This is a genomic window from Longimicrobiales bacterium (assembly GCA_028823235.1).
In the GTDB taxonomy this organism is placed as follows: domain Bacteria; phylum Gemmatimonadota; class Gemmatimonadetes; order Longimicrobiales; family Gaopeijiaceae; genus UBA2589.
In genome coordinates, this window is record JAPKBW010000003.1 from 144693 (window position 1) to 166161 (window position 21469).

A 21469-nucleotide genomic window follows, 5' to 3' on the forward strand; every position below is an offset into this window, starting at 1 on the left:
CGTTACGCCTCCACCGCGTCGGTGCTGCTCTCGTCTCCGGAACTCTTGAGTTCCGCAACGAGTTTGTCTGCCAGTGAGCGATTAGTCACAGCCACCGCTGAAAGCGGAGCGAGACCAACCGCCGCACCCAAAGTGTTTCGATCACCCAGAACAGCCTGGGGGATCGTTCGGTCATGCAACGTCGTCCGTATCTTGTCCAACTGGACGCTCGATGCGTCCCCTGCCATCAAAATCAATCGGGCCTCGCCCTCGCGGATTGCCCGGCGCACTGCATCCGTACCTGGAGCAACTGCGCCGGCCCGGCGAGCCAAGCCCAAGAGCCGGAACACGCTAGTCGTCCGACTCGCCATCGCCGTCAGGGCCTTTCCCTGCCCCTTCGTTCCCTGCAGCGGCATAAGGCTCCGCCACCTCAGCTTCTTCGTCAGCCGCAGCGGCAACCTCTGCCTCTGGTTCTTCCACGACCGTCAACTCATCAATGAGTTGAAGGAGGCGGTCCGCATCTTCCTCGCCAAGTCCCTTGATTACAAGGAAATCTCGGCGTTCCAGGTCGATGATCTGAAGAAAAGTATGATATCCGACCTCAGAAAGAGCCGCCAGCACGGCGGGCATGAGATCGAGCTCTGATAGAGGGAAATCAGCGGTCTCATATTCGTTGTCGTCCAACGACTCATCGACGAAGGCAGTAAGGTCTTCGCCCCGCTCCAACCACTCGCGGGATCCATACAGATCGATCTGCCAACCAATGAGCTGCGAGGCCAACCGTACGTTCTGTCCATTGCGGCCGATTGCAAGGGACAACTGATCCTCGTCCACGATCGCTGTGATAACCCGTCGCTCGTTGTCACTGAAAACCTTGGACACACGGGCCGGGGCCAGTGCCCGCCGCGCAAACACCTCAGTTTCAGGATGCCACGGGACAATATCAATCCGCTCCCCGCCGAGTTCGTTGACCACGGCCTGAACACGTGAGCCCTTAAGGCCAACGCACGCACCCACAGGATCGATCGATTCATCGCGACTGTACACCGCAATTTTCGTCCGCCCACCGACTTCCCGTGAGATCTCACGGATCTCGACGATACCTTGGTGGATCTCCGGGACTTCCAAGTGAAAGAGCGCGGTAACAAAGAGAGGATCGGCGCGCGACAAAATGAGGCGAGGCCCTTTGGGCGTCTCCTCGACTTTCTTCAAAACTGCGCGAATTGGATCGCCCTGGCGGAAGCGCTCTCGGGGATTTTGATCCTTCCACGGGATGATCGCGTCTGCATCACGAGCCCGGTTCAGCATTACAACCAGCTTGCCGCGCTCGATCTGCTGCAGCTCACCGGAGAGGAGGTGACCGATCTGATCGGCGAACTCGTCGCGGATCCGCTCGCGCTCGTTCTCACGAACACGTTGAATTATGCGCTGCTTCACGGCCATGACGGCGTTACGTCCGAAGTCCGCGAATACTACGGAGACTTCCATGACATCACCGACCTCGAACCCTTCGTCGCCCCAACGCGCCTCTTCGAGTGAGATCTCGATCGCAGGGTCTTCAACTTCTTCAACAACCCGACGCAACACGACCATGTCGAAGTCGCCCGTCTCTTCATTGATATCGATTTCAGCCTGAACGGTCGCACCATACATCCGCGCGAGGCCGGCAAGCATGCCGTCCTTCACCAGATCTGTCATCTCCTCTTCGGAGAGACTCTTGGTTGATGCGATGTCCTGGAAAGCCGCAACAATCTGAGCCGCGTTCGCCATTTTTTGTCTCCTCACTTCCACGTGAACACGAGGTGGGCCTTCCGGATCTCTGATCGCGGAACACTGACCTCTTCACCATCGGAGAGTCGGAGCCGAACCGATTCGGTATCGGTGCCGGCGTCTTCCAACCCCATCAATTCCCCCTCGAGACGATTGCTGCGACCGAGCAGGGCCTGTTTTCCCATGACTGCGACCTTCTCCCCCCGGAACCGTTCGAAGTCCCTTGCCCGCACCAGCGGTCGATCGACCCCCGGTGAGGACACTTCCAGAACGTACCGTTCCGACAGATCCCTGTGCTCATCCAACCATGATTCGAGGGCTCGGCTCACCTTCGCACATTCGTCGACCGAGACTCCTTCACCTGGAACCGAATCCAGTCGGTCGATACGGAGCTTCAGCATCGGACGCTGTCCACTGCCACCCCACCGGACCTCGACGAGCTCGTATCCGAGCTCTTCAACTCTCAGATCCAACTCTCGATCGATCCCCGAAACGGCCCGCACTCGACCTCCTATCAACAAGCAGGGGCACGTCACGGATGCGACGAACCCCAGTCTACAGCGAACAAAAAAGCGGGGGCGACCAACTCCCCCACTTCGATAAACCGCCGCGGAACAGCGGCCAAAGCGAACGCGGAATATAGAGGAGGCCCGGAACGCGCTCAAGCCTCAGCGTTGCGGACCTCTACTTCAGGGCATCTGGGTGGTCAGGGAGCGGGGTTGCCCTCCGATTCAGTCGCAGCAGCGTCCACGGACGAGTCCTTCGCACCCTCGTCGGTTGCAGCGCCAAACACGCTCCTTTCCAGAACGCTGACACGGTCCCGAATACTGTCCATCGCACCCCGCACAGCCTCGACTTCTGCCTGATTGGCGAAATCGAGCTTCTCTTTAGCTTCCCCCGCAGCAGTTTGAGCCTTTTCGAGCGTCTCTTTCAAGACCTCTTTGGCCCGATCCGTAGAGAGATCCCCGCGTCCACGCGCTTCCTTGATCGTCTCTTCGAGGGTGTCCTTGAACGCGTTGAGGACTCCGATACCCTGCCGTATCCCGTCGCCCATGCGACCACTACCCGCGCCGTCGTCCTTCCCTTCGTCCGAGCCTTCCTTACTCGCGGACTCGTCAGAGTCGCTCTTCTGCTCCTCGGTCATTGGGCCGTCCTCTGGTTGGTGGTTCTACCGGGGTCCCTACATCCGCCGGTCAGCGGCAGATTCAGGAGGGGTCAGTGTGCTGGTCCTCGCTCCGGGTGATCGATGCCCCGATCCCGATGAGCCGCTCATCAATGCGCTCATAGCCACGTTCGATCTGCCGAATGTTGTGGATCGTACTGGAGCCCTCGGCACCAAGCGCCGCGATAAGCAAAGCCATCCCGGCCCGAATATCAGGGCTTTCGACAACCCCGCCCTTCAGGGGACTGGGGCCGACGACCACAGCCCTGTGCGGATCGCACAAAATAATTGAAGCGCCGAGACCTACGAGCTTGTCAGTAAAGTACATGCGAGATTCGAACATCTTCTCGTGAATCAGCACCGTACCCTGGCATTGGGTCGCCGCCACGAGCGCGATCGACGTCAGGTCAGCCGGGAAAGCCGGCCACGGCCCGTCGTCGATCTTTGGGACCGCACCGAACGCATCCTGCTGTACACGATGCTCGCGCGATCCATAGACATGTAAGTCTTCTCCGTCGATCTCGCAGTCGATTCCCAGTCGGCGGAAACCTATCAAGGTCGAGTCCAGATGCTCGACCGGCGCCCCTTCAATCGTGATATCACTACCCGTTACCGCAGCGAGGCCTATGAACGACCCGGTCTCAATATGATCCGCTCCAACACGGAAATGGGCTCCGTTGAGCTCACTCACCCCTTCAATGGTCAGACGATGCGTTCCGATTCCGGAAATTCGAGCGCCCATGAGGTTCAGTAGATTACACAGGTCCTGAACATGAGGCTCCGCTGCGGCATTCCGAATCGTGGAGACGCCCTCGGCGAGCACCGCCGCCATGACGGCGTTTTCAGATCCGGTAACAGACGGCTCATCAAGAAAGAAATCCGTTCCCACAAGTTTTTCCACCTGAATGGAGAAGCCTCCGTTCAGGGACACTGTCGCTCCTAGCGCTTCAAAGGCCAGGAAGTGTGTGTCCATACGCCTCCGACCAATCACATCCCCGCCGGGCGGGGGCAGCTCGACATGCCCGAAACGCGCGAGTAACGGGCCGGCCAGCAACACTGATGCCCGGATCTTGCGAGCGAGGTCGACGTCCACCGGATTATCGCGGATGCCTGACGCGTCGACGGTCACTTGATTCGCACCGGTCCAGCTGACGACGGCCCCGAGTGACTCGATGATCTGAAGAAACGTCTCCACATCGCGGATCCGTGGGACGTTGTCCAACGTGACGGGCTCGCTTGCGAGCACGGTGGCTGCAAGGCATGGAAGCGCCGCGTTCTTGTTCCCTGCGGGGCGAATGCGGCCAGAAAGCCGTCGCCCTCCCTCGACTAGAAAGGTCCCCATGGTATCCGTGAATCGGGGTGAAAAGAGCGTGGACCGGAAGCTGCGAGCACTACCCACGGCCCCGGTCTAGGGAAGCCCAACATACCCATGCCTGCAACGCACTGCCAACTGACCCGTCATCACTCCCATCCACCTTGCGAACAGCCCGCCGCCGGTGGGCCGTTTGCCCAGTCCGGCAGTGCTAAGAACCGTTCTACACGATGCGTGCCGTGTAATCGTCAGTTATATTTTAGACATGCTCCAGCTGACAATTCTCGGGCTGATTCAAGTGCCCACCGGCCCACTCGCGATCTCCACAGCAGCGCAGGTTGCCGAGGTCGTGATTGCAGGGGCTATCCTCACCCTCGCGATACTAAGCACGATCACGTTTTACAGGGTGAACTCGATCATCAGTGAAGTGAGAAGGGCCGCGCATCAGAGCCTAGGGCCCGTTTCGGACCGTGCCCGTTCCATTTCGGACAACGTGGATTTTATAACCCAGTCGCTCAGATCCGACGTAGAGCAGCTCAGCTCCTCCGTAACGGCGCTCTCTGGACGACTGCACCTCGCCTCCGAGCAAATGGAGGATCGAGTCGAAGACTTCAATGCCTTGATGGAAGTCGTGCAGGGCGAAGCTGAGGGAGTATTCCTCGATACCGCCTCTACGGTCCGGGGTGTGCGGGAAGGCGCTCGGGTGATCTCTGAAGGGGCGGCAACTCGCACGCCGTCACCTTCGCCTTGCCCCAACGACGTCGCCCAACACGATGCGGACACAGGCACGGGACAAGGGCCCGATCATCCAAAAGACACAACGCACGCACCTACCGCGGCCGATTCGGCAGGCGATCTCCTCGGCGAGGCCTGACATCAGGCAGTTCGTTGTGACGATGGCACTCGGGCTTACAACCGCGCTCGCTTGGCTCGCGCTGGTGCCGGAGCCAGTGGCGGCATGGGGGCCCGCAACACACGTCGCACTCGGAGAGGCGGTTCTCAGCTCACTCTACCTGATCCCACCCGCGATCCGGGCGATCATTGAGCGGTACCCCGTGCACTTCCTCTATGGCTCGGTTGCAGCAGACATTTCCTTCGCGAAAAAGTACGTCCCGGAGGGTCGTCATTGCCACAACTGGCACGTGGGCGAAGAGATTCTCGCTGGCGCACAATCCGATCGCTTGAAGGCAGCTGGCTACGGATATCTGGCCCATTTAGCGGCCGACACAATCGCCCACAACTTCTTCGTACCACGGCAGCTCCTTTTTACGAGTACTACCCAAGCTCTGGGCCACGCGTACTGGGAGCACCGAATGGACATGCATGTCGGTGAGGAGTTCCTCTCCCTTGCTCGGCATGTAGTCGTGGATCATGACCACGGAGAGGTCGACGAGCTCCTTGATGACGTTCTAAGTTGCACTGTCTTCAGCTTCGGCACGAACAAACGACTGTTTCGCGGGATGATCCGATTCCAGGGTCACGAGCGGTGGCCGCAGGTCTTTGGGCAGGTCCTCGCCAACTCTCGTTTTGACCTGCCCAACCCGGTTGTGGATCAGTACTTCGAGCTCGCATTCGAACACATCGTAGGATACATGCGCGACCGGGCGACCTCCCCCGCCGGCCAGATGGACCCGGTTGGAGATCTGAATCTCAAGCTGGCAAAGAAGGTTCGCCGTCGCGCGATGTCCGACCACACGGCCAACCACACGGAGGTGCTGGCCCAAATGGCTGACGGATTCTTTGCGATGCCCACTGCACCGCTCCGGTACTGGCCTCAGATCGAAAACGCCGAGTTCGCCTCGGGGATCAGCTCCAAAACCACAGCCGGGCGGACGATCATTCCCTGTCCCTCGGAACCGGCCCAGATCAGTCCGAACCGTTGAGCCGGAACTGTAACACCTCATTCACCTGTCGAGGATCGGCCTTGCCTTGCGACGACTTCATCACTTGGCCAACTAGGAATCCCAGGAGGCGCACTTCCCCTTTTCGAAAGCGCTGCACTTCGATCGGGAACGAGGTCATCACTCCCTCGACCCACCCAGTTACGACCGAATCGTCTCTTATCTGTTGAAGTCCCGACGCTTCGACCACATCCACAGCCGACCGGCCCGACGCGGCCATAGTCTCGAGCAGACCCCTGGCCACCACATCCGAAATCGTGCCGTCCGCCACAAGACCGATCAGTTGCCCCAAGGCCTCAGGCCGGAGGGCGAATGACCTGGGTGTCTCGGAACGAGCCTTCATCAATGCCTGCACCGGACCCATAATCCACTTTGCAATGGTGCCGGCATCGCCCGTCTGCCCAACCACGTCCTCGAAGAAATCAGCCCCCTCGCGTGTCTGCGTAAGCACACCCGACTCATACGCAGTGAGCCGATACGAGCCTTCGAATCGGGCGCGACGGTCACGAGGGAGCTCCGGCACAGCAATGTTTGCCCAGGTCAGCAAAGAGGGTGCGAGAACGAGCGGTGTTAGGTCCGGGTCAGGAAAGTACCGGTAGTCTTCGCTGTCTCCCTTCGACCGCATTGACCGAAGTGTTTCCTCATGGTCGTTCCACAGCAGACTCTCCGATCGCACCTGTCCCCCTGATTCGAGCACTTCTGTCTGGCGCTCGATCTCTAGATGAAGCGCCTTTTCCACTCCTGAAAAGGAATTCACATTCTTGATCTCGGTCTTCGTGCCGAGGGCGGATGCGCCGACCTCGCGGAGAGAGATGTTGGCATCTGCTCTCAGGCTGCCCTCCTCCATGTTACAGTCACTCACTTCTGAGTATTCGAGCACCTGCTTGAGGGTCGACAGGAAGGCCCGAACCTCTGCCGGGGTGCGCAGGTCGGGCTCAGTGACGACCTCCACCAGGGGGGTACCGGCCCGATTAAGATCGACGGCGGTGGCTCCAGGAATACGGTCATGAATCAATTTTCCGGAGTCTTCTTCCATATGAACACGACGAATCCTGACTTCCCGATGCTCCCCTTCGGAGTCGAACCGGAGCACGCCGCCAGTCGCGATTGGTTGCTCGAACTGGGTGATCTGGTAGCCCTTCGGCAAGTCAGGATAGAAGTAGCTCTTTCGTTCCCAGACACTGTACGCGTGCACATCGCACGCGAGGGCGACCGCCGCCTGAAGCGCGAGCGTTACTGCCTCGGTGTTCAGGACAGGAAGTGCGCCCGGCAAGCCCATACAGACTGGGCACACGTTGGTGTTTGGAGCGTCGCCGAACCGGGCGACATCACGGCAGAAAAGCTTATGCCTGGTCCGAAGCTGAACGTGGACCTCGACTCCGATGACAGTCTCCCACCGACGGATCACTCGGCCCGTCCTCCTGACTGCGCCTCGAGGACACCTCCGATCGCCACCATCGACGTTTCGCCCCACCACGGCCCGATCACCTGACCGCCAAACGGAAGTCCGCGTACGGTGCCAATGGGAACAGACATGGCCGGCACACCGGCAAGGTTTGCAGTGACGGTGAATACGTCGGACTTATACATCTGCAGTGGGTCAGTCATCCTCTCGCCGAGGTCAAAAGCAGGTGCCGGGGTCGTCGGAGTGAACAGAGCGTCCACCCCCGATGCAAAAACAGATCGGAAGTCCTGTACTACAGCTCTGCGTGCGCGCTGAGCCGCGCCGTAATATTGGTCGTAGTACCCAGATGAAAGCACGTACGTCCCCAGCATAATCCTACGCCGCACCTCCTCTCCAAAGCCATCGGTCCGGCTTCGCCGAATCATCTCGCCAACGTCACCGGCATCCATTCGCTGGCCGAATCGCACTCCGTCGAATCGTGCCAGGTTACTCGACGCCTCGGCGGTCGCAATTACGTAGTAACAAGGGATGGCGAGGGTCGTCGAAGGGAGGGATACCTCCCGCAGTGACGCGCCAGCAGCCTCGAGTCCGGCGAGAGCCGATTCAAGAACCGCGCGCACCGCGGGATCGAGCGTGTCGGGGAAGAACTCGACCGGCACTCCGATCGTTCTTCCTTCGACACCCGAGTCGGCGGACAAAGCTGCGCTGTGAACCTCCCTGTCCACGGAAGTGCTGTCCCTTGGGTCGTACCCGGAGACCACGTCGAGCAGCGTCGCCGCATCGGAAACCGTGCGACCGAAGGTCCCTATCTGCTCGAGCGAAGAGGCGAACGCCACGAGTCCGTATCGACTGACTCGCCCGTACGTCGGCTTGATACCCGTGACCCCACAAAATGCGGCTGGTTGCCGGACGGAGCCCCCCGTATCCGAACCGAGCGCCAGAGACACATAACCCGCGGCGACGGCCGCAGCGGATCCCCCAGAACTACCGCCCGGCACCCTTGTCCGGTCATGTGGATTGAGCGTCGGCCCCCAGGCGGAATTCTCGGTGGACGAGCCCATGCCAAATTCATCCAGATTCGTCTTGCCTACGACCTCGGCGCCCGCCTCCTGAAGGCGTCGGACAACCGTCGCATCAAAGGGCGATTGATACTCCGCGAGCATGGCAGAAGCACATGTCGTGGGCATGTGCCGCGTGACGATGTTGTCCTTCACTGCCACAAACCGGGACACCAGCGGTGCCAACTTTTCCGTCAAGGCCGCTGACTTTTCGCCCGCAGGCTCCGCAAACGCGAGAAAGGCGTTGAGCCCAGCCGGGCCCGACTCCCTCTCGCGGATACGAGAAAGTGCGGAGGTCAGTGACTCCAAGTCATTCGGACCGATCAGGATCCGTCATTCCGGGTGGCCGTGGCACGACGAAGAACCCCTCCGCCATCAGCGCTGCACTGCTCGTGTTTCCTGCCTCATCTGTCCGGCTCGGGTCAATGTCACATTCAGACGAGCGCACCGGTTCCGTGAAGTGGAATACTGCCGATGGCGGCCCAGCGTCATCTGACGACGGGCCAGTGCCATCGGCCCAAGTGTGCGCCCGAAGCGCCTCAGCGTGCTCGAGGATTCTCGTCATTTCCTGAGACATCTGGTCGGCCTCAGCTTGACTGAGCTTGAGGTGCGCGAGGCCCGCGATGCGTTCCACCTCCGACCGATCGACGCTCATGGCCAGTCCGTCTCCAGGGATGCGTAGCGGAGCAAAAGCTTCTTTCTTCCTTCCTCATCGAATTCGACGGTGACCTTGAGGTCCCGACCGAATCCAGAGATTTCAAGAACGGAACCTGATCCAAACGTGGGATGAACCACCCGTTCGCCTTTCACGAAACGCGGCGTGTCCTGATTCATTCCCGCCTCGATATCAGGTTCGTCGCTCTCCCACGACGATGAAGACTCATACGCCCTCGGCCGTCTTTGATGCGGTGTGGACTGATGGACCAGACTCAGCCTCTTCGATTTCCGCCCCTCAATCAGTTCGTCAGGTATCGCATCCACAAACGAGGAAAGGGTGTTTTGTGTGAAATCTCCAGCTCTTCTTCGCTGCCTTGCCCAAGAAATTGAGAGCTTGTCCTCGGCGCGGGTGATCCCGACATAGAAGAGTCGGCGCTCTTCCTCCAGCGAGGCTGGGTCGTCGTACGACCGACCCAGAGGAAACAGTCCCTCCTCTACCCCCGCGATAAAGACCAGCGGGAACTCGAGTCCTTTCGCATTGTGGAGCGTCATCAGCGTCACGGTGTCGGCATTGGGATCGAGCCGATCGACATCCGCGACCAGAGCGACCTGCTGAAGGAAGAGGTCCAACTCGGTAAATGTGTCGACATCCTCTTCGGCAACACTTTGCACGAGTGACGCATCGAAGTCGACCGCCCCGGCGATCAGCTCAGTCACGTTTCGGGACCGGTCTTCTCCCTCTGGCCCCTCCTCAATCAGATGCCGGACGAGGTCGAGCTCTTCGACGAGCTCTTCGAGTAGATCGCCAACCCGAGCCTGTGTAGCGCGGACGCTGAACCGCTGGATCAAGGTCGCAAAGCGTGCCAAGCCACTCGCACCAGCGACCCGAATTCCGGGGATCTCGTGCGCGCGAAGGGCAGCGTCAAGCAGAGAAATCCTCTGATCCGCAGCCCACTTCTTTAGGTGCTCCTGGGTGGTGAGGCCCACCCCGCGCCGCGGATAGTTCACCACTCGGGCGAAGGCGATCGCATTCCTCGGATTGGAGATCAGACGGAGGTAGGCCAAGACGTCCTGGATCTCGCGACGCTCATAGAACCGAACGCTACCAACCACCTGATACGGGACCCCTTCGCGACGAAAGCCATCTTCCAGAGCACGAGCCTGCGCATTCGTTCGGTACAAAACGGCCGAGGACGAGTAGGGCATCCCCGGCGTTTCGCGCATGCGCGTCTCAATCTCCTCGACGATCCAGCGAGCCTCGTCGTTTTCGTCAAACGACTCGAGCACCGTGATCGCATCCCCACCTTCACGCTCCGTCCGGAGTGTCTTTCCTTTCCGATTCACGTTCTCCGCAATCACATGATTGGCTGCGTCGAGGATACGTCGCGTAGAGCGATAGTTGCGCTCCAACCGGACGGTGCGCGCTTTTGGAAACGAATCCTCGAAGTCGAGAATGTTCCGGATATCCGCGCCGCGCCATCCATAAATCGACTGGTCGTCATCCCCCACGACCATCAGGTTTGCGTGTTCCCCTGCAACGAGTTCAACGAAGCGAAACTGGGCACGATTCGTGTCCTGGTACTCGTCGACGAGCACAAACGCGAAGCGCTCCTGATAGCTCTCCAGGAGTTCGGGATTGGCCTCGAGAAGCTGGACTGGCTTCATGAGCAGGTCGTCAAAGTCCATGGCATTCTGTTGCTTCAAGGCCTTCTGATACTCTGGAAACACCTTGGCGACGTTTCGCACGAAGAGATCGAACGACCCTTCGTTGTCTCTCGCGAAGGTCTCTGCATCAATCAACTGGTTCTTCGCGCTGCTGATCTCGGCGCGGATCCCCTTCGGGTTCCACCGCTTCGGATCAAGACCGACCGACTCCTGAACAGACTTCACGAGTCGGAGGGCCTGATCCGCGTCGAAGATGCTGAACGTGCGATCCCAACCCAGACGGTCCGCATGCCTGCGCAGGAGCCGCGCACCGATCGCGTGGAAGGTGCCCACCCACATGCCGCTCGGTTCGACGTCGAGCAGTCGGGTAATACGCGAACGCATTTCGCCGGCTGCCTTGTTCGTAAACGTGACTGCAAGGACACGATTCGCAGGCACGCCATGGTGGTGGATCAGGTTGCACACACGGGCAGTTAGCACGCGGGTTTTTCCGGAGCCAGCTCCGGCGAGTACGAGAATGGGGCCTTCAAAATGAGCGGCCGCCTCAAGTTGCTCAGGATTGAGCCCTGTGAGGTGTGGCGCCAAGGAAGTGTCAGGCATCAGCCGCCGGTAGTCGAATCTGGAATGTGGTGCCCTCGACCGTCTCGAGGAGCTCGATTTTGCCTTTGTGAACGCCTTCGACAATCCGACGGGAAAGCGCGAGTCCAACCCCCCACCCTCCAGATTTCGAGGAAACGCCAGGCTCAAATATCTTATCCCGGATCTCGGGGTCGACGCCCGGTCCGGTATCACGGATACGAAGGCTCACCCAGTCGCCTCCGATATCGCGCGCGTATATGGTGATTTTTCCGCCACGGCCCGCAAGTGCATCGAGCGCGTTCTTTACGACGTTCTCGAGCGCCCAGATGAGCAATACCTCGTTGCCCTTCACTCTCGGCAGCCCGGAAGGGATATCGACGACGAGGTCTACTCCCTTGCGCGCGATTCTCGGAATTCGCGCAGCGAGGTACCCCTCGAGGTCTTCAACGACTTGGCGCACCGAGAGGCTCAGCAGCTCAGGCTCCGTGCCAATCAATTCAAAGCGATGACTAATGCGTTCGAGCCGTTCGAGGTCCTCGCCGATCGACGAGGCGATTTCGAAGTCGTCCAGGTCACCCGGCCTTTCGGCCGGGCTCAATCGGAGAACCTCCAGCCAACCGGCAAGCGATGACAGGGGTGTCCCCAACTGGTGCGCCAGCTCCCGTGCTATCGCTGTCCAGGCCTTCTCGCTCTCAGCACGGCGTTGATATCGGAAGACGAGAAATCCGATGACCGTGGTGAGCAGAAGGCCCGCGGCCTGTAGAAATGGCACCCGGCGGAGACTCCCAACTTCCTCTGAATCTCCGAAATGGATGTGCTGGGGACTGGTAGGGTCTCCGACCGGATCGTGGACCTCGTCGAGCATACGCACGTACGCACGTATCCGATCCTGCCCCTCCGGGGTCGCGTCGTTCACCGTAAACGGAAGATTCACGTGGCTGAGCACGGTATCGCCTGGACCCATAACGACCATCGGCACTCCGGACTGCGTCACGATCCGCTGCAGTTCGAAAAGAGCCTGAGTCTCTCGGAGTGGGTCCTGTGAGCCGAGTCCCTCGAGCACCTCGGTGTAGATCAGCGACAGGAGTTCTGAATTTTCCTGAACCGTGCGGAAAATCTGCTCGGTATAAACCAGATACCAACCCAGAAGCATCACGAACAGCGTCGCGAGTGCGACGGGCCACTTGATGCGTATCATCGGTTGTTCCGGTCCTCAGCGCGTCGCAGTAAGCCGAGCGCTCCCAACGTATGGGTGCAACACCTCGGGAAGCGAGACGGAGCCGTCGGCTTCCTGATACGTCTCGAGGAGCGCCGCGACGACCCTCGGCAGCGCGAGTGCCGACCCATTCAGCGTGTGTAAGAATTCCGGCTTCTCGCTCTGCGACCGCCGGAAGCGAAGATTCGCGCGGCGCGCCTGATAATCGGTAAATGTCGTGCAGCTGGAAACCTCGAGCCACGAGCCAACACCCGGAGCCCACACCTCCAGGTCGTAGGTCATTCCCCCACTTTGACCAACATCGCCCGCCGCGAGCAGCAGGCGGCGATAGTGGAGGCCCAGTCTCTCGAGGAGCACCTCGGCTTGACGAGTCAGCTCTTCCAATGCTTCGAGGCTTCGCTCAGGTACTTCGTAGCGAACCAGTTCGACCTTATCGAACTGATGGACACGGAGCAGGCCCCGGGTGTCCTTCCCCGCAGCGCCGGCCTCTCGGCGGAAACACGGGGAATAGGCCGTGTAGAGGATCGGCATTTCCTCGATCGAGAGCAGCTCGTCGCGGTGTAGATTCGTGACAGGCACCTCGGCCGTAGGGATCAGGTACAATTCGTCCCGTTCGGTGTGGTATGCCTCATCATGGAACTTGGGCAATTGACCTGTGCCTATCATCGAGTCCCGGTTTACCAAGTACGGAACACGCACCTCGTCGTATCCATGTTCGGTGGTGTGCACATCGAGAAAATAGTTGATGAGTCCTCGCTGCAACTTCGCACCCGGGCCTTTCAATACCGGGAACGCTGAACCCGTGATCTTCGCCCCACGCGGCATGTCGAGAATGCCGAGGTCCTCACCCAGGTCCCAGTGGGCCTTAGGCTCGAAAGTGAACGAGGCTGGCTCGCCCCAGGTAGACAGGATTTGATTGTTTTCCTCTCCACCCGCCGGGACCCGTTCAAGCGGCGTGTTGGGGGTCGCGAGGAGCGACTCGCGAATCTCTGCATCCACCGTACGCACGCTTTCATCGAGCTCGGCGATCCTATCGCCGAGCTCTCTCGTGCGCGCGATGAGTTCGGCGGCGTCCCCTCCAGTCCGCTTCAGCTCTCCGACCTTTTTCGAGGCTGCATTTCTCTCAGCCTTCAGGTCGTTGGCGACGCCAAGCCCTTCGCGCCGCTCCTCGTCTAGAGACAATATCCGGTCGATCGCGGCGATCAAGCTCGGGTCACGTTTTGCGAGGGCGGCCTTCACCTCATCGGGTTCGGCTCGAAGCCTTCGGATGTCCAGCATGGTCGGGGTACCCCGGGGTCAGTTGGGGGGAACCAGATCCTGGCTGTTACAAACCGGATTGGTCACGTACTCGAGAGTGAGGGTCCCACCAGGCACGTCGATGATCACCGGAGTCAACTTCGCATAGTAGACACAGCTTTCCCCAAATGAGCCCGTCGCCCGGTTGGTCTTCACGACATACACCGTACCCATAGTCACCGGCACGGGCTGGTCATCGACATAGTCGAGCGTGTCGGCCGGCGCCTCGGTCACATCCGCGAGGGTCATGTTCTCCAGCGTACTGATCGCCGCCTTACCGATCACATTGAGGGCCCCGGGAGGCAAGAGCACCAGTTTGTTCACCCTTGTATCAACCGCGAGATCCCAACTTCCGGTAACGCCAGCGGCCTCTACCTGGACCGGAATTCCTTTGAAAAAGCTGAACGCAGAAACGAGATTCAACTCCGGCCGGGCGAGCGAATAGAGCAGCACAGTATCGGGATCGTCGGTCCAGTCGAAAGCGAAGGGATCATCACCACACGCCACGACGCCCATGAGGAGGGCGGCACAGAGCGCGACAACGCTAGGCCATCGATGACGGGGTTGAGCAGACATCAGAAGACAGAGCCTCGAACAGGTACCGAAGGAGGTGGGGAAGTTGTCCGGGCAAGGCACAACGGTCAACCCCGAAAACGCGCGTAGTTACTTGACTTTACCCCATTTGCCCGGTAGGTTCAACGACCGTCCTGTGGTAGATGGCACCGCCTGTCGCCTACAGTCGGTCGAGGTTCCTTCGTGAGAGGTGATGCGGTGCCTGAGGTTTCGACTGTTCAGGAAAATGTCCGCATCCTCGTGGTTGACGACGAGCCTCACATTCGACGCGTGCTCAGCGCGATGCTCGGTAACCGCGGGTGGGCATAGTGGCCTCCAGTGGGAATCAAGGCTTGGGCGAACTGGGAACCGAAGACGTCGATCTGGTGATTCGCGACCTCATGATGCCAGACACCAATGGACTCGAGATTCTCTCCAAAATTCGTGAGGACCCCCGGCGAGCCGATACTCCGGTCATCATTCTGACTGAGAAGGGACAGGATGCGGACCGGGAAGCTGCGCTGGCCAGTGGCGCCAACGACTTCCTTACCAAGTCCTTCAGCCCCAAGAAACTCATTGCCCGAACCGAAGAGATCCTCGGCCGCGATTAGTCCCCGAGTCTGGGTTACCGTCCTCGCGGGCGGGATCGGGTCCCGTTTCTGGCCCGCCAGCAGGCCGCAGCGCCCCAAGCAGCTTCTTCCTCTGGCCAGTGAACGCCCGCTCATCGTCGACACCGTCGACCGGGCGAGAGCACTGGTCCCGGACGAACGCATCAGAATCCTTGCTGGCGACCACCTCGCGGCACCGTTCCAGGGGGTAGTCGACTCCCTGCCTGACTCTAGCTACTGGATCGAGCCCAGAGCACGGGGGACCGCGCCTGTTCTGGCATGGGCCGCCTGGAAGCTCCACAAACTAGATCCCGACGCGGTCATGGTGTCCCTTCACGCGGACCACCTGATCGAACCGATCTCAGGGTTCGTGGAAACAGTCGCGAGTGCCGTCGAGATTGCTACCCGTGACGACCTCCTGCTCAGCATTGGCGTGCCTCCGCAGCGGGTGGAACCCGGGTATGGGCATATCGAGCCGGGAGAGGTGATCGAGAGCGAGGGTGAAGCCGCCGCGTATCGAGTCCGCGCGTTTCATGAAAAGCCGGACGCCGAAACCGCTCAACGATATGTCGACGATGGCTATCTCTGGAACACGGGAATCTTCGTCTGGAAGGCCTCAACGCTGTTGGCGGAAATTGAACAATACGCCCCAGAAGTCGCAGAGCATCTCCCGCGGATCGAGGAAAGCGACACCGCCTTCTTCGACGCGGTTCCGGTCAGCGTGATCGATCGGGCGGTGATGGAGCGGAGTGAACGGGTAGGCACTGTCACTGCGCGTTTTACGTGGGACGACGTCGGGAGCTGGGAAGCGCTGGCACGGACACGCTCCGCCGACAGCAGTGAGAATATCATCCTTGGGCCTGGCCACGCGGTGGATGCGACAGGCAATGTGATCTACGCAGATGGGAACGCGTCGGTGGTCGTTCTCGGAGTCGATGATCTGATCGTCGTACAGAGTGGAGGCACGACGATGGTGCTGCCGCGATCACGGGCCGGCGAAATGAAGGATCTCCTCGCGCGAATGGAGGGCCAGAAGCCTTGAGCGAACCTCGCCTCTACCTCTTCGACGACCGCCTAGCGCGCCGTTGGGCCCCGTTTTCTCTTACCCGCCCCGTCGGAGAGATGCTCTTTGGTTGTTTCACGATTCGCGAGCGATCGGAACGAGCCATCGGACTAACCTGCGCGGCACACCTCAGCCGTACAGCTCTGATCGGCTTTGACGAACCGGGAGCAGCTCCGGCGATCGCCCTCGACGATCTGCCCTCGGACGTTCCGTCTGTCCTGCTTTCGAGCCGAGTCGTGCTTGAGACACAGGACGTCATTCTGCCCACAGGGCCCGCGCGTATCTTCGTCCGGGGTGAGGCCGTCGGATGGGTGCTGCCTGAGGGCGCACCACCGCCACACGAACTGTGGCTTCGTGACCCATCGGCCGCACCGGACTCGGCTGGGCGTCTCGACCTCATAGGAGAACTCCTCGGGCGCCCATGGGACCTGATCGCGGAGAACGACGATCGGATCACGAGCGATATTAGCGAACTATGGCCAACCGACTCCGACCCGGTGGGAGTGATCCGGATCGGTGATCATGCAATCTCCCTGGCTGAGGGTGCGATAATCGAACCCGGCGTCCACGTTGACGTCCGCCAAGGGCCGATCAGACTTTCCGAGAATGCTCGCGTCGAAGGACCCGCACGACTCACGGGGCCGCTCTTCGTAGGCCCGGGGTCCACAATCTTTGGCGGATCCGTCGGAACGTCTTCGATCGGTCCGGTCTGCCTGGTACGCGGAGAGGTCGCCCATTCCGTCTTTCTCGGATTCGTGAACAAGGCGCACGATGGACACATCGGACACGCGATTCTGGGCCGGTGGGTAAATCTCGGTGCGTTCACCACCAACTCCGACCTCAAGAACAACTACCGCGACGTTCGTGTGTGGACGCCGGACGGTGAGCTCGACACCGGGTTGATGAAGGTCGGATGCTTTCTTGGCGACCACGTAAAGACCGGCATCGGCACTGTCCTCAATACAGGTTCGATTTTGGGAGCCGGAACGAATGTGTTCGGAGGCACAATGCCGCCGACAGTGGTGGCCCCGTTCAGTTGGGGGGCAGGCGCCGACCGACGGGATCACAGGCTGGACAAGTTCCTTGAGACCGCCGAGCGTGCGATGGCTCGCCGAGATCAACTCTTGACGCCTGGAGTCCTCGCCGTGTTGTGCACAGCGTGGAGGGCAACCGCGGGCAGGCGAGCGGAGTGAAACTCTCTGTACTCGGAAGCGGGAGTGGAGGCAATTCCGTCTTCGTTCAGGCCGGGAATACCCGGATTCTGGTTGATGCCGGGTTCAGTGGAAAATCGGTGGTGGAGCGGTTAGCCGTGCTGGACATCGAGCCCGAGTCGATCAACGCAATCGTGGTCACCCATGAGCACTCCGACCACACCAGTGGTGTCGGCATCTTCGCCAGAAGGTACGGCACCCGAATCTACATGACCGACCGCACCCGAGATGCGTGCGCCAAGCTGTTCTGCGGCACGGAGCGAGTCATCGACTACTCACCAAGCCGAGCCTTCACTGTTGGAGACGCACTGATTGAGCCATTCCTGACCGTCCACGACGCGGCGGATCCGGTCGGCGTGGCCATCGTCGATCAATGCACAGGCCTCAAGCTGGGGGTTGCGACCGACCTAGGTCGGCCGACGACCCAGATTCGACACGCCCTGGAAGGCTGCGACGTGCTGGTCCTCGAGGCCAACCACGATGAGGTGATGCTTCACATGAGCAGCTATCCAGCCTCAGTGAAACGACGCATCTCCTCGAGCCACGGCCACTTGTCCAACGAGGCTTCCGCTCGGCTCGCAACAGAGCTGATGCATCCCCGACTGGCGGCCGTCATCCTCGCCCATCTGTCGAAGCAGGCTAACACGGAGTCACTCGCGCTCGAAGTGGTCGGAAACGCTCTCAAAAAGGCGGGATGGGTCGGGCATCTGGAGGTGGCCTCTCAGAACCAGCCGACCGACCTACTGGACGTGGAAAGCCTCCGGTATCGCTCAGACTCGAACCAACTCACACTGCTCTAACTCGCTCGAGCCCCGCTCGGACCAAACCGTCCGTCTCAGTCCTCGACGGCTAGTCGGTATGGCGCGGTACGATCCAGTTCGGCGTGCGCCGCGGTAAGACGGCTGTCCGCGACAGACAGCGTACTGGCAACGACCTGACGCAGCGTCGTGCACCCCTGGGCCTCAAGGTCTCCAATCGACTCTAGCAAGTCCGCTGCAGCTAGGATCACAAGATCCCGGTGCCGATACTCATGCTGCTGGATCGCCTGTTCGATGTTGCTCCATCCACCCTGCTCCGCCGCCAGTTGGCCGGCGATTGGTGACCACCTCGGCAGAGTGACCGTAATCTGGACGAAGACCTCGACCTCTCGTACCCGGCACCGACCGCCTCTCGCGACGGCGTTCCATTCAGGGCGAATGTCGAAGCGGGTCAGCCCCTGAGATCGAGGGGCTTCGGGCCCTTCGAGGTGTGTGTGGTTCAGGCGCTCCACGACCTGCGTGAGTGTGGGTTCGTCGAGTTCGTAGAACTCCTCCACGGACCGGACATGTACACCCGGTATCGAGGGCGGGCCCGCTTCCGCCGAAGAAAGTGCTCTCCCACGCTCTTCCGGTGGCAACAGTTGCGCCGAGACCACCAACGGACCGGCCAGGACCAAGAGCGCAACGGCCAGAACGCGATACCACGCCATCGGCACTAGAGCCCAAGCAACCTTAGGAAATCATTTCCGAGCGCCCAGATCATAATCCCGACGATCATGAAGAAGCCGACATTGCTCCACTTCAGCCGCTGCTCCAGGCTGAGAGCCCGACCCCCACGGATGGCCTCGATCCCCAGGAACACCAAGTGACCACCGTCGAGGACCGGAATGGGGAGCATGTTCAGAACAGCGAGGTTGATGCTGAACAGTGCCATGAAACGCAGAAACACATCGATGCCCGCCGCTGCTGCCTGTCCGGACGCCTCCCCGATGGTCACGATGCTGCCGACGGAACGTGGAGAGATGTTCAACGTGACCAGATCACGCAGGAACCCAAGGATGAGCGCTGTGACAGCGGCAGTCTCTCGGTAACCCGCCTCGAAGGCTTGCCCGATCGAAACCCGCGTGTACGTGGTGGCGATCAGCGGTGGGCTGATGCCGATACGCCCGACTTCCGTCATCGATCCGTCCGGCCGCTCCAGTTTTTCAACATCCAGCGTGACGTTGCGTGATATTTCACTCCCGTCACGGACCAACGTGAGAGCCACGCGCTCGCCAGGTCGAGCCTCAATTTGCTGGACGAAGAACGACCAATTCAAGGTCGCGTTCCCGTCCACCTCCACAACGCGATCGCCTTCTTCCATCCCTGCATCCGAGGCCGGCGAACCCGGCGTCGCAAATCCGACTCCAGCTTCTCTCCACACTTCTACGGCGAGGGTCAGCCTCCGTCGCTCACCCTCTGTGACTGGGATACGGATTTCTACCGTTCGCGTAGGCTCAACCATGTCGATACGGAGAGGGCCCGGCGCACTACGGAATAACCCATCCTGGACGTCGCCCCAATCCTCGGTGGTGACGTCGCCCATGCGGATGATGCGACTCCCAGGCTCGACAGTTCCCAGCGCCTCAGTGCCAGGAGGCAGCGCCCCCAATTCGACGAATCCGATCCTCGTGGTGTCGAGTTCCTGGATGCCATACCGTGCAGCCAGGAAGGTGTATGTGCCAAAGGCGAACAGCATGTTCATGATCACGCCGGCGGAGATTACGAGCGTCCGCGCCCAAATCGGCTTCGCATCGAAATCCCTGTCACTCGGCACGCGTCCCTCAACAGGGACTTCGCCACCCTCGAGCTTCTCCATGACCTCGTCGTCCATGCCGCCCATTTTGACATAGCCGCCGAGAGGTATCGCGCTGATGACGTACTCCGTCTCCCCTCGCGTGAAGCCGAAGATTCGTGGTCCGAGCCCGATCGAAAAGCGCTGGACTTCGATGCCCACGGCCTTTGCAGCCCAAAAATGGCCGAGTTCGTGCACAAAAATCAGTACACCAAGTACGACTACGGTCGCCAATATTGTCATGAGTTGGTTCCCATTCTCGCTTCGCCGAGCCGTACGGTGACATCCACCGCCACTTCCCGGGCCGCCGTATCAACGGCGATCACGTCATCCATGTCACGAAGGTCTGAAGTCCCGGTGCGATCCATCGCTTCCGCGACCACGTCGGCAATCTCGGGGAAACTGATCCGATCTTCCAGAAAGGCCTGTACGGCGACTTCATTTGCGGCGTTGTACACCAACGGGGTGCATCCGCTCCGTCGACCGGCGTCGACACCAAGGGCGAACATCGGGAACGCCAAATGGTCGATGTCTTCGAACGTCAAAGGCGGTGACTGTACAGGGTCGTATGAGCGCAGAGCGCTATCGGCCACTCGCTCGGGGTACACCAGCGCATAGAGAATCGGGATCTCCATCGTCGGGAAGCCCAGCTGTGCAAGGACAGACCCGTCCACCAACTCCACGAACGAATGGATGATCGACTGCGGGTGAATCACCGCTCCGATCTGGTCGTATTCGAGCCCGTAGAGGTAGTGAGCCTCAATCACTTCGAGAGCCTTGTTCGCCAGCGTCGCAGAATCGATGGTGATCTTGGCGCCCATATCCCAGGTAGGATGCTTCAGGGCCTGCGCCGCTGAGACGTCACAAAGATCCTGAGCCGTGCGGCCACGGAATGGGCCGCCGGAGGCCGTAAGGATGATCCGCTGGACATCCTCGATTTGACTGCCTTCGAGGCATTGGAGAATCGCGCTGTGTTCCGAGTCGATGGGAATAATCTCACCGCCACCAGCATGCGCGGCATTGAGAACTAGCGGCCCTCCCACGACCAGAGACTCTTTATTGGCTAATGCGACGCGGTGACCCGACCTCAAGGCGGCGAGGGTCGGCCCAAGGCCCGCCGCGCCTACACAGGCGTTGAGTACCACGTCGACGTCGTCCCGGGCTGCGACCTCGATCAGAGCCTCACGCCCCGATCGCCAACGTGTCTGACTCGTGGACTGGGGCAGCGCTACGGTCGGGTCACTCAAGACCGCGGTGTCAGGCTCAAAGATGCTGACCTGGGCTTCGAGCTCCGCACTTCGCCGATTAGCCGTAAGTGCGACGACCTTCAAGCGGTCCGGATGGCGGGACACTACCTGGAGCGCACTCCGTCCGATCGAACCGGTCGATCCAAGTAGTGCGATCCGAATCACGGTGAGCGCGACCCCGCCGGTGCGATGGGGC

The 21469-nt window shown here is 60.4% G+C and carries 21 protein-coding genes; 6 read left to right on the forward strand and 15 right to left on the reverse strand.

Translation table 11 applies throughout. The features are described from left to right. Positions 1 to 2 precede the first annotated feature (2 nt). The 5 genes from OSA81_02525 to murA all read right to left on the reverse strand — a co-directional run bounded on the left by OSA81_02525 (position 3) and on the right by murA (position 4253). The gene (locus OSA81_02525; GenBank protein ID MDE0897869.1) at positions 3 to 329 is read right to left on the reverse strand and encodes a ribosomal L7Ae/L30e/S12e/Gadd45 family protein; all 327 of its coding nucleotides are present in this window, start codon (positions 327 to 329) and stop codon (positions 3 to 5) included. A 1-nt stretch (position 330) separates the two neighbouring features. Next, on the reverse strand, positions 331 to 1749 hold the full coding sequence (gene nusA, locus OSA81_02530; GenBank protein MDE0897870.1) for a transcription termination factor NusA: 1419 nt from the start codon (positions 1747 to 1749) through the stop codon (positions 331 to 333). Between the two features lie 11 nt (positions 1750 to 1760). Continuing rightward, positions 1761 to 2252: a ribosome maturation factor RimP gene (locus OSA81_02535; protein ID MDE0897871.1), complete on the reverse strand. Its 492-nt coding sequence runs from the start codon at positions 2250 to 2252 to the stop codon at positions 1761 to 1763. A gap of 203 nt (positions 2253 to 2455) precedes the next feature. Further along, positions 2456 to 2893 carry a hypothetical protein gene (locus OSA81_02540; protein ID MDE0897872.1) on the reverse strand — a complete coding sequence of 146 codons (438 nt, stop codon included), beginning with the start codon at positions 2891 to 2893 and terminating at the stop codon, positions 2456 to 2458. Positions 2894 to 2954: 61 nt separating this feature from the next. Then, positions 2955 to 4253: a UDP-N-acetylglucosamine 1-carboxyvinyltransferase gene (gene murA / locus OSA81_02545; protein ID MDE0897873.1), complete on the reverse strand. Its 1299-nt coding sequence runs from the start codon at positions 4251 to 4253 to the stop codon at positions 2955 to 2957. Positions 4254 to 4488: 235 nt separating this feature from the next. On the opposite strand from murA, the gene OSA81_02550 reads away from it, so the two are divergent. Both OSA81_02550 and OSA81_02555 read left to right on the forward strand, forming a co-directional pair. Continuing rightward, entirely contained in the window at positions 4489 to 5097 is a 609-nt protein-coding gene (locus OSA81_02550) for a hypothetical protein (GenBank protein MDE0897874.1), read from the forward strand. Between the two features lie 22 nt (positions 5098 to 5119). After that, positions 5120 to 6106: a zinc dependent phospholipase C family protein gene (locus OSA81_02555; protein ID MDE0897875.1), complete on the forward strand. Its 987-nt coding sequence runs from the start codon at positions 5120 to 5122 to the stop codon at positions 6104 to 6106. Here OSA81_02555 and gatB read toward each other — a convergent pair. Genes gatB through OSA81_02590 form a run of 7 tightly spaced genes read right to left on the reverse strand, consistent with a single transcriptional unit; the run spans position 6090 to position 14576 of the window. Continuing rightward, a complete protein-coding gene (gene gatB, locus OSA81_02560) occupies positions 6090 to 7532 on the reverse strand; it encodes an Asp-tRNA(Asn)/Glu-tRNA(Gln) amidotransferase subunit GatB (protein ID MDE0897876.1) in 1443 nt (480 codons plus the stop codon). The two genes, OSA81_02555 and gatB, sit on opposite strands and share 17 nt — an antisense overlap. After that, positions 7529 to 8896 (reverse strand): Asp-tRNA(Asn)/Glu-tRNA(Gln) amidotransferase subunit GatA, encoded by a 1368-nt coding sequence (gene gatA / locus OSA81_02565; protein ID MDE0897877.1) that lies wholly within the window; start codon positions 8894 to 8896, stop codon positions 7529 to 7531. Before gatA ends, gatB begins: the two co-directional genes overlap by 4 nt. A gap of 1 nt (position 8897) precedes the next feature. Next, the gene (locus OSA81_02570; protein MDE0897878.1) at positions 8898 to 9242 is read right to left on the reverse strand and encodes an aspartyl/glutamyl-tRNA amidotransferase subunit C; all 345 of its coding nucleotides are present in this window, start codon (positions 9240 to 9242) and stop codon (positions 8898 to 8900) included. Next, positions 9239 to 11509: a UvrD-helicase domain-containing protein gene (locus OSA81_02575; protein ID MDE0897879.1), complete on the reverse strand. Its 2271-nt coding sequence runs from the start codon at positions 11507 to 11509 to the stop codon at positions 9239 to 9241. The genes OSA81_02570 and OSA81_02575 overlap by 4 nt, the downstream gene beginning before the upstream one ends. Further along, the gene (locus OSA81_02580) at positions 11502 to 12686 is read right to left on the reverse strand and encodes an ATP-binding protein (GenBank protein MDE0897880.1); all 1185 of its coding nucleotides are present in this window, start codon (positions 12684 to 12686) and stop codon (positions 11502 to 11504) included. Before OSA81_02580 ends, OSA81_02575 begins: the two co-directional genes overlap by 8 nt. 15 nt (positions 12687 to 12701) lie before the next feature. Then, positions 12702 to 13982 (reverse strand): serine--tRNA ligase, encoded by a 1281-nt coding sequence (gene serS / locus OSA81_02585; protein MDE0897881.1) that lies wholly within the window; start codon positions 13980 to 13982, stop codon positions 12702 to 12704. Positions 13983 to 14000: 18 nt separating this feature from the next. Continuing rightward, positions 14001 to 14576, reverse strand: coding sequence for a hypothetical protein (locus OSA81_02590; GenBank protein ID MDE0897882.1), 576 nt, complete (start codon positions 14574 to 14576; stop codon positions 14001 to 14003). A 329-nt stretch (positions 14577 to 14905) separates the two neighbouring features. Here OSA81_02590 and OSA81_02595 point away from each other — a divergent pair, with 329 nt between their 5' ends. Genes OSA81_02595 through OSA81_02610 form a run of 4 tightly spaced genes read left to right on the forward strand, consistent with a single transcriptional unit; the run spans position 14906 to position 18234 of the window. Next, positions 14906 to 15163, forward strand: coding sequence for a response regulator (locus OSA81_02595; protein ID MDE0897883.1), 258 nt, complete (start codon positions 14906 to 14908; stop codon positions 15161 to 15163). Continuing rightward, a complete protein-coding gene (locus OSA81_02600; protein ID MDE0897884.1) occupies positions 15129 to 16202 on the forward strand; it encodes a mannose-1-phosphate guanylyltransferase in 1074 nt (357 codons plus the stop codon). The genes OSA81_02595 and OSA81_02600 overlap by 35 nt, the downstream gene beginning before the upstream one ends. Next, positions 16199 to 17416: a putative sugar nucleotidyl transferase gene (locus OSA81_02605; protein ID MDE0897885.1), complete on the forward strand. Its 1218-nt coding sequence runs from the start codon at positions 16199 to 16201 to the stop codon at positions 17414 to 17416. The genes OSA81_02600 and OSA81_02605 overlap by 4 nt, the downstream gene beginning before the upstream one ends. Then, positions 17413 to 18234 (forward strand): MBL fold metallo-hydrolase, encoded by an 822-nt coding sequence (locus OSA81_02610; GenBank protein ID MDE0897886.1) that lies wholly within the window; start codon positions 17413 to 17415, stop codon positions 18232 to 18234. The genes OSA81_02605 and OSA81_02610 overlap by 4 nt, the downstream gene beginning before the upstream one ends. Before the next feature lie 35 nt (positions 18235 to 18269). Here OSA81_02610 and OSA81_02615 read toward each other — a convergent pair whose 3' ends face one another. The 3 genes from OSA81_02615 to dxr are packed head-to-tail and all read right to left on the reverse strand — an operon-like array spanning position 18270 to position 21438. Beyond that, complete coding sequence (locus OSA81_02615) at positions 18270 to 18902, reverse strand: DUF922 domain-containing protein (GenBank protein MDE0897887.1); 633 nt, start codon at positions 18900 to 18902, stop codon at positions 18270 to 18272. A gap of 5 nt (positions 18903 to 18907) precedes the next feature. After that, positions 18908 to 20269: an RIP metalloprotease RseP gene (gene rseP, locus OSA81_02620; GenBank protein MDE0897888.1), complete on the reverse strand. Its 1362-nt coding sequence runs from the start codon at positions 20267 to 20269 to the stop codon at positions 18908 to 18910. Beyond that, positions 20266 to 21438: a 1-deoxy-D-xylulose-5-phosphate reductoisomerase gene (dxr, locus tag OSA81_02625; GenBank protein MDE0897889.1), complete on the reverse strand. Its 1173-nt coding sequence runs from the start codon at positions 21436 to 21438 to the stop codon at positions 20266 to 20268. The genes rseP and dxr overlap by 4 nt, the downstream gene beginning before the upstream one ends. Positions 21439 to 21469 lie beyond the last annotated feature (31 nt).

Bases quoted from the DNA above. Each gene is read 5' to 3' on its own strand.
- nusA (MDE0897870.1), bottom strand. From the start codon at position 1,749: ATGGCGAACGCGGCTCAGATTGTTGCGGCTTTCCAGGACATCGCATCA.
- OSA81_02540 (MDE0897872.1), bottom strand. From the start codon at position 2,893: ATGACCGAGGAGCAGAAGAGCGACTCTGACGAGTCCGCGAGTAAGGAA.
- murA (MDE0897873.1), bottom strand. From the start codon at position 4,253: ATGGGGACCTTTCTAGTCGAGGGAGGGCGACGGCTTTCTGGCCGCATT.
- OSA81_02550 (MDE0897874.1), top strand. From the start codon at position 4,489: ATGCTCCAGCTGACAATTCTCGGGCTGATTCAAGTGCCCACCGGCCCA.
- OSA81_02555 (MDE0897875.1), top strand. From the start codon at position 5,120: ATGGCACTCGGGCTTACAACCGCGCTCGCTTGGCTCGCGCTGGTGCCG.
- OSA81_02570 (MDE0897878.1), bottom strand. From the start codon at position 9,242: ATGAGCGTCGATCGGTCGGAGGTGGAACGCATCGCGGGCCTCGCGCAC.
- OSA81_02575 (MDE0897879.1), bottom strand. From the start codon at position 11,509: ATGCCTGACACTTCCTTGGCGCCACACCTCACAGGGCTCAATCCTGAG.
- OSA81_02580 (MDE0897880.1), bottom strand. From the start codon at position 12,686: ATGATACGCATCAAGTGGCCCGTCGCACTCGCGACGCTGTTCGTGATG.
- serS (MDE0897881.1), bottom strand. From the start codon at position 13,982: ATGCTGGACATCCGAAGGCTTCGAGCCGAACCCGATGAGGTGAAGGCC.
- OSA81_02590 (MDE0897882.1), bottom strand. From the start codon at position 14,576: ATGTCTGCTCAACCCCGTCATCGATGGCCTAGCGTTGTCGCGCTCTGT.
- OSA81_02615 (MDE0897887.1), bottom strand. From the start codon at position 18,902: ATGGCGTGGTATCGCGTTCTGGCCGTTGCGCTCTTGGTCCTGGCCGGT.
- rseP (MDE0897888.1), bottom strand. From the start codon at position 20,269: ATGACAATATTGGCGACCGTAGTCGTACTTGGTGTACTGATTTTTGTG.